Raw genomic sequence first — 9,537 nt, 5'->3', positions numbered from 1 at the left:
ATGCTTTGCACGAGCGCAATAATACTTTCTCTGGGTTTTCTCCCAATTTAAGTCGCTCACCCATTTCCCTAAATTCACGTCCAACTTCGCCATCCATATTCTCGCCTACAAACGAAAAGGCATGCATTAAACTTTCACCGGCGGTCACCGCACTCATTAAAATATTCAACGCATCGGGGAATTTTTTCTCAAAATCTAAACGACGTCGATTTTGCAGCCAGAAATATCCCCAAAATACTGAAAAAGTAAAAATGAGAAACGACATCAAGCGCGAATCAACATTCAGTAACTGATACACGACGTAATAACTGATATAAGCCGAGAGACACAAGAAAATAAAAATGATCACATATGCTCTGGGTCCGAGCACTTTTATTGCCGGTGATACCATGTTTTTAAAACGTTGCCACGGCTTTTGTTCGATTAACACATTAAGGTTAATTGCGGTAATGATATCTTCCTCCACCTCCACTTCTGGGAAATAGTTTTCTACTTTGCTCTTTTTGCCACTCAATAAGAACAAAATCGCGACACAAAATAGTATGAAAGATATCCATAAGATCATTTTCTTTCTCCTTGAAACGCTTTCATTAGCTCGTCATAGAGACCATAAAAGTGGGCTTTTTTCACCAACTCGGAGCGTTGCATTAAGCCTTCAGTAATAAAGCGGCCTCGGACTGCTTCACCATACCCAACTTCTTCATATTGGAAGCGAAAGATCTCCTCCATCACCACGCTATCACCTTCTAGTCCAATGATTTCTGATATGCTCGTGATTTTTCGCGAACCATCACGCAAGCGGCTAACTTGCACCACCAATTCAATAGCGCTGACAATAGCACGACGAATAGCGTCTAACGGTTGGTTTAAATTCGCCATCATCACCATCGATTCGACACGAGATATCGCATCTCGTGGTGAGTTTGCGTGCAAAGTAGACATGGAACCTTCATGGCCTGTATTCATCGCTTGCAACATCTCGAACGCCTCTGAGCCACGACACTCACCAAGGATGATACGGTCAGGTCGCATACGTAGCGCGTTGATCACAAGATCCCGTTGCGTCACTAGCCCTGTATGTTCAATGCTCTCAGCTCGGGTTTCCATGCGTACCAAGTTCGGTTGCTGTAGGCGCAGCTCTGCGGCATCCTCAATGGTTACAATGCGCTCATCTTCACCAATATATTGAGAGAGCGAATTGAGTAGTGTAGTTTTACCGGACCCAGTCCCCCCAGAGATCAAGATGTTCATCCTGCAGCGAGACGCGATAGACAAGAGCCTTGCCATGTCCATGGACATAGAACCAAACTCGACCAACTCCTCTAAGCCTATATTTTGCTCACGGAATTTACGAATAGAGATGGCGGTGCCATCTAACGCTATCGGCGGAATCACTACATTAACCCGGCTACCATCACTAAGACGGGCATCCACTGTGGGAGAGAGCTCATCCACACGACGTCCAACGCGCGCGGCAATTTGCTTGGCTATCGTACGTACTTGATCTTCGTCGATAAACGTAATGTCCGATTTTTCTAGTTTTCCATGTTTTTCATAAAAAACATTATTAGGCCCATTGACCATGATGTCAGTGATCGCTTTATCATCCACCAACGGCTGGATTGGACCGAGACCGAACAACTCATCTAGCATGCTTTTCACAAGGCTTGCTTTCATCATACTAGTCACGGGGCGATCAAAGTTAGTCGCTAACACATCTACCGCATTGCGAATTTGCCCCTCGATCTCAGGGCGCGCAAGAGATTGTATCGCTTCGACATCAAGTGCCTCGAAGATCTGTGCTCTAAACGCTGAATAAACCTCTTTATTAGAACTCATTTGACCCCCAACCTAGCGAGAAAACCGCCAGTGTGCTGAGCTGGCTGCCCGTTAATAAGACGTGTGAGATCATCAATAGTATGGCTAATACTGCGATCGTGTTTGTGAGCGCGTTTGCCTTCGAGCAATAGATGCGACAATGAACGACAGTAGGCCATATTAAGATTCACCTCCGAACCTAAGTATCGTTTTAGCTCTTTTTGCTCAATGACAAAGTTGTTCTCTGGTCGGTGATGATTGGCCAATGTAATAATACGAATCCGTTTGCTCATCGAGAGCTGCTTATTTTCTAGCTGTTCGAGTAGGGTTCGAGCATTCCGAATCGATGAAATGGAAGGCTCAAAAATCACGACGACCACATCGTAGTTTTCTATCAACATATGGGGTTCGACGTGAAAATCAATACTGCCAGAGAAGTCCTCAATGATGAAATTGGTATTACGACTGAGTAACTCACACAATGCCTGACTGTAATTAAAAACCTCTGCTTGAGATCGATCACTGCCTAACGACAGTAAGCGCAAGTTTTTACGTATTTTCGTTAGATAGCTGTTGGCACCTTCTGTATCAAGTTCATGTATTGGAACGGCATACTCGTCTATCGAACGTGGTTTAAAGTCGTCTAACGCCAGTAACACATCAATGTTGCTGTTGTTGTACTGGTGGTCGACAAGAATATTATCGATATCGTTCGATGCTAATTTAGAGCTGATCTCGGTCGCGATGAAAGAGGTTCCAATTCCGCCTTTACTACCAACAACAGCCACACGCTTTGCCCGACGCTGCTTACTCACCCCAGTATAGGTTTGTAAATTGCGGTGTACGTTCATAATGAAATCTGCAAACTCATGCTTATTGATTGGCCAAAACAGGTAGTAAAACCCGACATCCTTTAACTGACGTAATACACTGATCGAATCTTCCGTACCTATCACTACAATACCTTTGTGAGTCGGCATTTGGTTAGTCAACCTTTGCGCATCAGTAACAATATCCTGCGATTCAGAAAGCTCCAAAATGACCATATTTCCGCTTTGCTCTGAATAAAAGTTTTTCGGCACCGCACTCTGCTTGATGCAGGTTGGTGCTGCCCAACCTTCAAACTCAAACATTTCTTTTACCAAGGCAACACATTCGTCGCTTTGATGGAGCAGAACACAACCTACAGGGCCATGACTACCTTCTAAGACCGCTGGTTTGCTTTGATTAAGAGATTTTCCTAAATCAAACATTATAACCCCTCCACGATGCGTTCCTTGTGAGAGACTTGCTTCATCCTAGCCACTTCAGAAAAGCAATTTCGGCTTGGGTTAGCGCGTTCAATTTCTGCCGGTTTACACGCTTGTGTCATCATGGCATGGTAAGTAACTGTTAGTAGCAGATCGCTATCTATAGTGCTATTAGGCTTTAGTTCGAACGAGTCCGCACGCAAAGGTAATGTAGCTCTCGTTTTCAGGGTATGCTGTACCACTTTTTTCCCTTTGCTGTTGCGATATTCCAATAAATAATGGCCTCCGGAATCGATCTCACTGACTTTGTCGATGATGTCTCCGAGCTGCTCTGCAGATTCCGATACCGATTTTATCGTTAATTGATACACATGCGTTTCTGGGTAAATTAGGGCCTCTACGCCAGAGCCCGAAAAGTAACGCTCTGCACAGCCAGTGAGTAGAATGATACCTAACAATGTCATTAATGTTCGTCTCATTGGATGAATCCTCCCTGAGAAAGCAATTTGATGGTGGGGTCATTGCCTTTATTGCCAACGTCATTAGTATCCACGTTAAACCAACGGTGCAGAGTTGAGGTTTTTCTGATGTATGGAAGTTGAATCTCTTTATTCTTTATTGGCTTAACAAGATTGACTGTGGCAACAATGATCAACTCTGTATGGCGTCGGTCTGTGGATGCTTTCCGAAATGCCGCTCCCAAGATAGGCACATCACCCAGTAGAGGGGTTTTCTGTAACTCTTCAAGATCGGCACTGCTCATTAAGCCCCCTAAGACAAAGCTGTCGCCATCACCTAGCTCAATGGTGGTCATGGCTCGTCGAGTAGCAAACTGCGGTACTTCTATACCTGCAGCACGAATGTATCTTTCCACTTCACTAACTTCCGGGATCAAGCGCATACGGATTTTGTCTTCATGCAGCACCTTGGCAGTGAGATCAAGCTTAATACCAAACTCTCTAAAGGTGATGTTGATGTTACTATTAGTACTAACGACAATTGGTACTTCACCTCCAACTAAAAAGCTTGCCGACTCACCAGAAATCACAGTAAGATTGGGTTCAGCCAAAATTTGCGCTACGTTTTCATTTCCGAGTGCTGTAATCAATGTTGTTAAATCTGCGGCATCAAATTGTTGGAATAAGAACTCCCCCACATCAGCTCCAACAGAAGACCAATCAACACCTACAGTTTTCGAGAAACTTTCAGTCACTTGTGCTACAGAGATCTTAACGTTAACTTGCTGATCCGTGGCAACTTCTAGCAACTCCAAAATGCCTTCCCACGTCATGTTACGAGCAAAGATCATGCTTTGAGGTTCCTGTACATCAAACCCATCGCCCTTAAACTCAATAATGTCGGTATCTTCCCATTTCTCTACCTTCTTACGCCCCAGTAGTGTCGCCACCATGCGATAGATATCATCACGTTGTTGCTCAGAATCGACGATACCGCTTACTGCAACTTGCTGCCCCACCGACTCGACTTTGACATTTAGATCTGGATACATCAGCTTGATTTGACGACGCACGAGCGAGAGATCCACATCAACGATGATCCTCTGCGAGAGCAGCACTTTTTCCGAATTACCGTAAACGATAAGCCGTGCCTGCCCGACAGACTTGGCAAACACAACTACTGTATTTTCATTTACGACGTTGTAATCCACGACTTCTGGATCGCTGATAAAAATGGTAGAGATAGCTTCCTCTACCGCGATGTGCTGACCATCCCCCACGGTAATGTATTGCTCTGCAGCATACAGGGATGCGCTAAACAACACGCAGAGCAATGCACTCAACCCAAATTGCCAAGTGTTTCTAATTATTCCTACCATCACAGCTCTTCTCCTTGTGCTGATTGTCGAGATGAGCCTCTTAACTCGGCAACACCGCTGTAATTTCCTATCACGTCACGCACTTCTGCGAACACTGGCTCTTGATATTGATGTGTTCTGTATACTTCGAGATACATGGTTTTTTGCGCAATGGATAATTTAGCGATATCACTGGGCTCCACTTCGACCACGATGACGATCTGCTTTTCATCATCACTGCTGACGTTGGATTTAACAGGCGAGTCCACAGGCTCTTTGGAATTACCCACACTGAGCACTTTGACGTTACGTAAGATGTGGCGCGCACTCACACCGTTAAAATCGATACTCGTCCTGCGCTCGTCGGAAAGATTTTCTTGAGGTGAACCGACTGACAGCACATCCACATACACCCCAGGACGAATATAACCTTTGACTAAGTTACGTGTACTGACCAAAAGTGAATACGGCTCCTTACCTGCAGTAATGAGCACATCAATATGCCTTGGGTCACTCTCATCCACTTGGTATTCGGCAAACACAATTTTGCCTTGAGGCACATCATTGATAAGTAGCGTGGAAGGTGAAAAATCGAGTTGAATATCGCTATTGATCCCCTCTTCCAATGCCATGTCGAGCTGCATTTGCTCTCTTTCTACGTCTTCTATTCCGATGGCACTGCCACGTGTGAGATCGTGTTTGGCGCGCCATACCTGAACGTAGTGCACTTGAGGTTGATTAGAGTTATTATCTTGGGCCACGGTTTCCTGTTGTGGTGCTTGGGTCGACATTTGGCTAAACAGCCCGTAACCACCTATCACCAGTGCTAACAGTGCCAACACTAACCCGATACGAGATCGCATACGCTCCTCCCACCGATTAAACGGCTGAATTCAATAGAAGTGCTGTGAAAAAGCCACAGCAAATTGCAACGCCGTAAGGGAGGCCGATTTGTACATGCTCTTGCGCGCTTTTCTTAGTTATCCACCAACGTTTACACAGGTAAAATGTGGTAAGTACGCCCCCAAACACAGCTACAAGCATTAAAGCGGGCAGCAAAAAAGCGGTTGGGAGTGCCAAAGAAAAGGCAGCAATGAGTTTTACATCCCCCCCTCCCATTACATTAAAAATGTGAAGAACAAGCAGCGCAGACCAACAAATACCCAATATCCAAATACTGTCGAGTGTATAGTCCGCACTGCCAATAACGATTGCCAACAGCGCAATCATGCCTACGTGATGATTCTTTATCGTGCGATGACGAAGGTCAGAAAACGATACCATCGCACAGAGCAGAGCCAGTAGGACATAAATCAGTAACACAGGGTTAACTAATATTGGTTTACAGTCGCGGCTAGCTACTAGCTGATTTTAGCGCTGAAGTGATTTTATCGAAGCCAGTTTGAAGCTCATCAACTAAGCTGTCAGTGCCGTAAAAAACTAAAGCCAACATGGTTGCCATAGCAATGGCGATAAGACCATATTCAATCGCGGTCACGCCACGCTCATCGTTTTTTAGGCTGTTTAGGTAGGTGCTTGCGGTGACATAAAGTTTAGTAATCATGGTGTTATCCTCTTCCTTGTTTGCATTTTAATGCCTTGCTCTTTGAGCATAGACCGAGGTTCAACATCTCGAAAATAACAGCTATCGGTAAAACCGATAGAAATTCACTATTTTTACTCCACGAATATCTAAAAATCTTAAATATCATAAATATATAGTGACAATAAGGTCACTTTGAACCAAATAATGTTAAGCAATAGAAAAAAAGGTCACATATCTATGACATAAAAAAAGGTATTGATCACAAAAAAAACCAGAAATTATTCGATTAGAATAATATCCATTACGCTTACAATAGATACAGGAGAAACAAGATGAAACTAGCATTCGACAATCTAATCTCTTTTCATGCAGTGGTAACGTGTGGCTCATTCAGTGCAGGAGCGAGGAAGTTGGGCAAATCACAATCGACCGTAAGCGGTGCAGTTAAAAGCCTTGAAGGGATGCTTGGCTATCGTTTGATTGACCGCGAATCGCAACAGATTGGGCTCACGGAGCAGGGGAAAAAACTCTACCAACTAGTATCACCTCTAGTCAATAAATACCGAGATTTGAACCACGTCGCCGAGTCATTAATGCATTGCCAATCATTGCGCTTACGTTTGGGAGTTGACCCTTTAGTCTTTAGCCCTAAGGTAAGATCGACCTTGATTGCCTTGTGCGATACTTTTCCTGAGCTCGCGCTCACCATTGTAACAATGCCTAGCCACATGCTCGTCGATTGTATTGATAGACATGAAATCGACATAGCAATTGGCAACCCTTACCACCGAACTACTCGTAACTTTAATATTGATGAGCTATTTTGCGTACATTGTCATTGGGTCACGCATCCCCAACAACTCAAAGTATCGAAACCGTACAAATCTCGCCTACTATTATTAGATGGTCACGAATACATCCTAAATTTATCGAATGTAGCCAATAATCTAGTTTGGGTGCTTGATGATATTAGATTAATGATTGAGCTTTGTATCGCGCAAAAAGGCATTGCTTTTGTACCACAGCACGCTCTTGAACAGAATCCATATGCTGAGATTCTGACCCTATATCCCAATGAGACTGGTCTATTTAGCAAGCAAATATACGCTTCTTTGATTTGGCCACTTCATACGGAGTACAGCAAATACAATCAATGGTTGCATGACAGGCTAAAAGGGAACATCCCTCACGTTTAGCAATAAGCCAACAAGATCTCAATATTTGGTTATTGGTGGACAAAAACGTAAGGTAATGAGACATGGTTTTAAATGGGAGTAAACTCCCCCTATCAAGGCTAAACAAGCTCATACAATGGCGACGACGTTTATCCATGACTATAACGCTACTTAGCTGCGCGCTATTTACCCAAGCAAAAATAACCACACTGGATCATGATGAAATCCAGAAGCAACAACACAGTTTTCTTGAAAGTAAAACTCTCCCTCCCCTGCCCCCGTCTCTATCAGCTACTCAGATGGTTGAGCTTAAAGGAAAAGGCCAGGCAAAAATACTAGAGAATCGCGCTCCAAAATTTTCACGAAGACTCCTTTCTGCTTGGGAATACGTTCCATTAGTGTCTCAAGCGGCAGAAAAGTGGCAAATCGAACCTGCGCTAATATTTGCCATTATTGACGCTGAAAGTGCGTTTAATCCTAAAGCACGCTCTGATAAAGGCGCCATTGGGTTAATGCAAATAATGCCTCAAGGTGCAGCGTTAGAAGTAGCACAAAAATACCACGATGAACATCAGGTAGAGAGCGAGAGATTATATCGGCCCGAGGTAAACATAGATATAGGAAGTGCTTATTTGCACATTCTAAACAATGTTCATTTGCAAGCGATAACGTCCGACACAAAGCGGCGGCTTGTCGTGATTTCTGCCTATAATTGTGGTTTATCTCGCGTAATGCAAACGCTTAGCAGGACTAACTCGTTACTCATGTTTTCACGCAATGTGAATAAAATGAGTGAAGAAGCGCTATATTTTGAACTCACACAGAAATTACCAATTCCCGAAACGCGCCTTTATGTTGCAAAAGTCATGCGTTTATATACACTTTATCTTGACGCATATCCTTGAAATTAATTATCAAACCAAAATGTTCTCAAAATGCGAGTGCTATGCATTCTAAGTTATCAATATCGAGCAGAACCCTGAGATATCCTAAACCTTTCCTCACCAATGTTGCGGATGTGACCTTATCACCTCTACGATATGCCTGTCTGATACGTCAACCCTTAAATCAAAAACATCATTAATCAATGGGTTGTATGCTTTACAACTTAACTTTTTGCGGTTAAGCCATTGTTCATTCGTACCAACTTAACCGCATCATGACGAGAATGGACATCGAGTTTTTTATACAGTTTGTATATATGGCTTTTCACTGTACTTTCAGATAAGAAAAGTCTTGAAGCAATTTGTTGATTTGAAATGCCGTACACAAGTAGCTCTAGAATCTGTTTTTCTCTGCATGTTAACTCATCATGCTGCTGTTCTTCGGACAAATTTGCATGCCGGTAATTGAGGACTAACTTCTCTAGGTACATTCTTGGCAGCCACAACCCACCTTTCAGTACGTATTCCGCGCCATCACATATATGTGTCACTGATGCGCTTCGGAGCAAAATTCCTTTTAACAACTTCCAATGCAGTAAGTCCGTTTGTACTTTTTCACAAGGGACGTTGTGAAGCATAAAGGACCACCCAAATAGATCAAAATCTGGTAACTTTCCTTGCATTTCAAGCTGACGCATAAAATCGTAATCAATAAACATCAAATCGATACTGAGTGAGTGACTTCTGAACACCACTTCATCTGGTTGCATTATCTTTACATCGACATCATGAATGGAAGACAGCTGTTTTTTTATTAAGTTACTTTGTAAATTACTCTCAGCTAGCAGTATCAAGTGCTTCTTTTCCATAGTCCCACCACATTAACTTACCTGTTTCACCAACCCCCGTTAGAAAATTAATTGGGGATAGCAAAGAGAATTTATCTTCATTTTAAGTAGAAAATATAGCACTTCAGAATGATATCGCATTGCTTTTCAGCACCGAAAAAGGCTTAAAAAGTATGAACCTGTTACATTTTTATCCATAC

11 protein-coding genes are annotated in these 9,537 nt (G+C 43.2%); 2 read left to right on the top strand and 9 right to left on the bottom strand.

Annotation, left to right across the window (positions count from 1 at the left end; genetic code table 11):
- From CAG69_RS22445 to CAG69_RS04585, 8 genes are all read right to left on the bottom strand, one after another.
- A partial coding sequence (locus CAG69_RS22445; RefSeq protein ID WP_443087694.1) for a type II secretion system F family protein occupies positions 1 to 565 on the bottom strand: 565 nt, incomplete at its 3' end.
- Positions 562 to 1,839: a CpaF family protein gene (locus CAG69_RS04615; protein ID WP_045545308.1), complete on the bottom strand. Its 1,278-nt coding sequence runs from the start codon at positions 1,837 to 1,839 to the stop codon at positions 562 to 564. The genes CAG69_RS04615 and CAG69_RS22445, both read right to left, overlap by 4 nt.
- A complete protein-coding gene (locus CAG69_RS04610; protein ID WP_045545309.1) occupies positions 1,836 to 3,071 on the bottom strand; it encodes an AAA family ATPase in 1,236 nt (411 codons plus the stop codon). Before CAG69_RS04610 ends, CAG69_RS04615 begins: the two co-directional genes overlap by 4 nt.
- On the bottom strand, positions 3,071 to 3,547 hold the full coding sequence (locus CAG69_RS04605; protein WP_045545310.1) for a hypothetical protein: 477 nt from the start codon (positions 3,545 to 3,547) through the stop codon (positions 3,071 to 3,073). The genes CAG69_RS04610 and CAG69_RS04605 overlap by 1 nt, the downstream gene beginning before the upstream one ends.
- Complete coding sequence (locus CAG69_RS04600) at positions 3,544 to 4,905, bottom strand: type II and III secretion system protein family protein (RefSeq protein ID WP_161442965.1); 1,362 nt, start codon at positions 4,903 to 4,905, stop codon at positions 3,544 to 3,546. Before CAG69_RS04600 ends, CAG69_RS04605 begins: the two co-directional genes overlap by 4 nt.
- A complete protein-coding gene (gene cpaB, locus CAG69_RS04595) occupies positions 4,905 to 5,747 on the bottom strand; it encodes a Flp pilus assembly protein CpaB (RefSeq protein ID WP_045545312.1) in 843 nt (280 codons plus the stop codon). The genes CAG69_RS04600 and cpaB overlap by 1 nt, the downstream gene beginning before the upstream one ends.
- 16 nt (positions 5,748 to 5,763) lie before the next feature.
- Entirely contained in the window at positions 5,764 to 6,207 is a 444-nt protein-coding gene (locus CAG69_RS04590; RefSeq protein WP_161442951.1) for an A24 family peptidase, read from the bottom strand.
- 31 nt (positions 6,208 to 6,238) lie between these two features.
- Positions 6,239 to 6,448 (bottom strand): Flp family type IVb pilin, encoded by a 210-nt coding sequence (locus tag CAG69_RS04585; protein ID WP_161442949.1) that lies wholly within the window; start codon positions 6,446 to 6,448, stop codon positions 6,239 to 6,241.
- A 314-nt stretch (positions 6,449 to 6,762) separates the two neighbouring features.
- Here CAG69_RS04585 and CAG69_RS04580 point away from each other — a divergent pair, with 314 nt between their 5' ends.
- Both CAG69_RS04580 and CAG69_RS04575 read left to right on the top strand, forming a co-directional pair.
- A complete protein-coding gene (locus tag CAG69_RS04580) occupies positions 6,763 to 7,626 on the top strand; it encodes a LysR family transcriptional regulator (protein ID WP_045545315.1) in 864 nt (287 codons plus the stop codon).
- Positions 7,627 to 7,760: 134 nt separating this feature from the next.
- Complete coding sequence (locus CAG69_RS04575; RefSeq protein WP_161442947.1) at positions 7,761 to 8,510, top strand: transglycosylase SLT domain-containing protein; 750 nt, start codon at positions 7,761 to 7,763, stop codon at positions 8,508 to 8,510.
- Between the two features lie 203 nt (positions 8,511 to 8,713).
- Here CAG69_RS04575 and CAG69_RS04570 read toward each other — a convergent pair whose 3' ends face one another.
- Positions 8,714 to 9,358, bottom strand: coding sequence for a helix-turn-helix transcriptional regulator (locus CAG69_RS04570; protein ID WP_045545316.1), 645 nt, complete (start codon positions 9,356 to 9,358; stop codon positions 8,714 to 8,716).
- Positions 9,359 to 9,537: the final 179 nt, after the last annotated feature.

Source organism: Vibrio sp. V43_P6S15P86 (genome assembly GCF_009904725.1).
GTDB classification, from domain to species: Bacteria; Pseudomonadota; Gammaproteobacteria; order Enterobacterales; family Vibrionaceae; genus Vibrio; species Vibrio diabolicus.
This window is presented reverse-complemented; position numbering and strand designations above follow the sequence as displayed.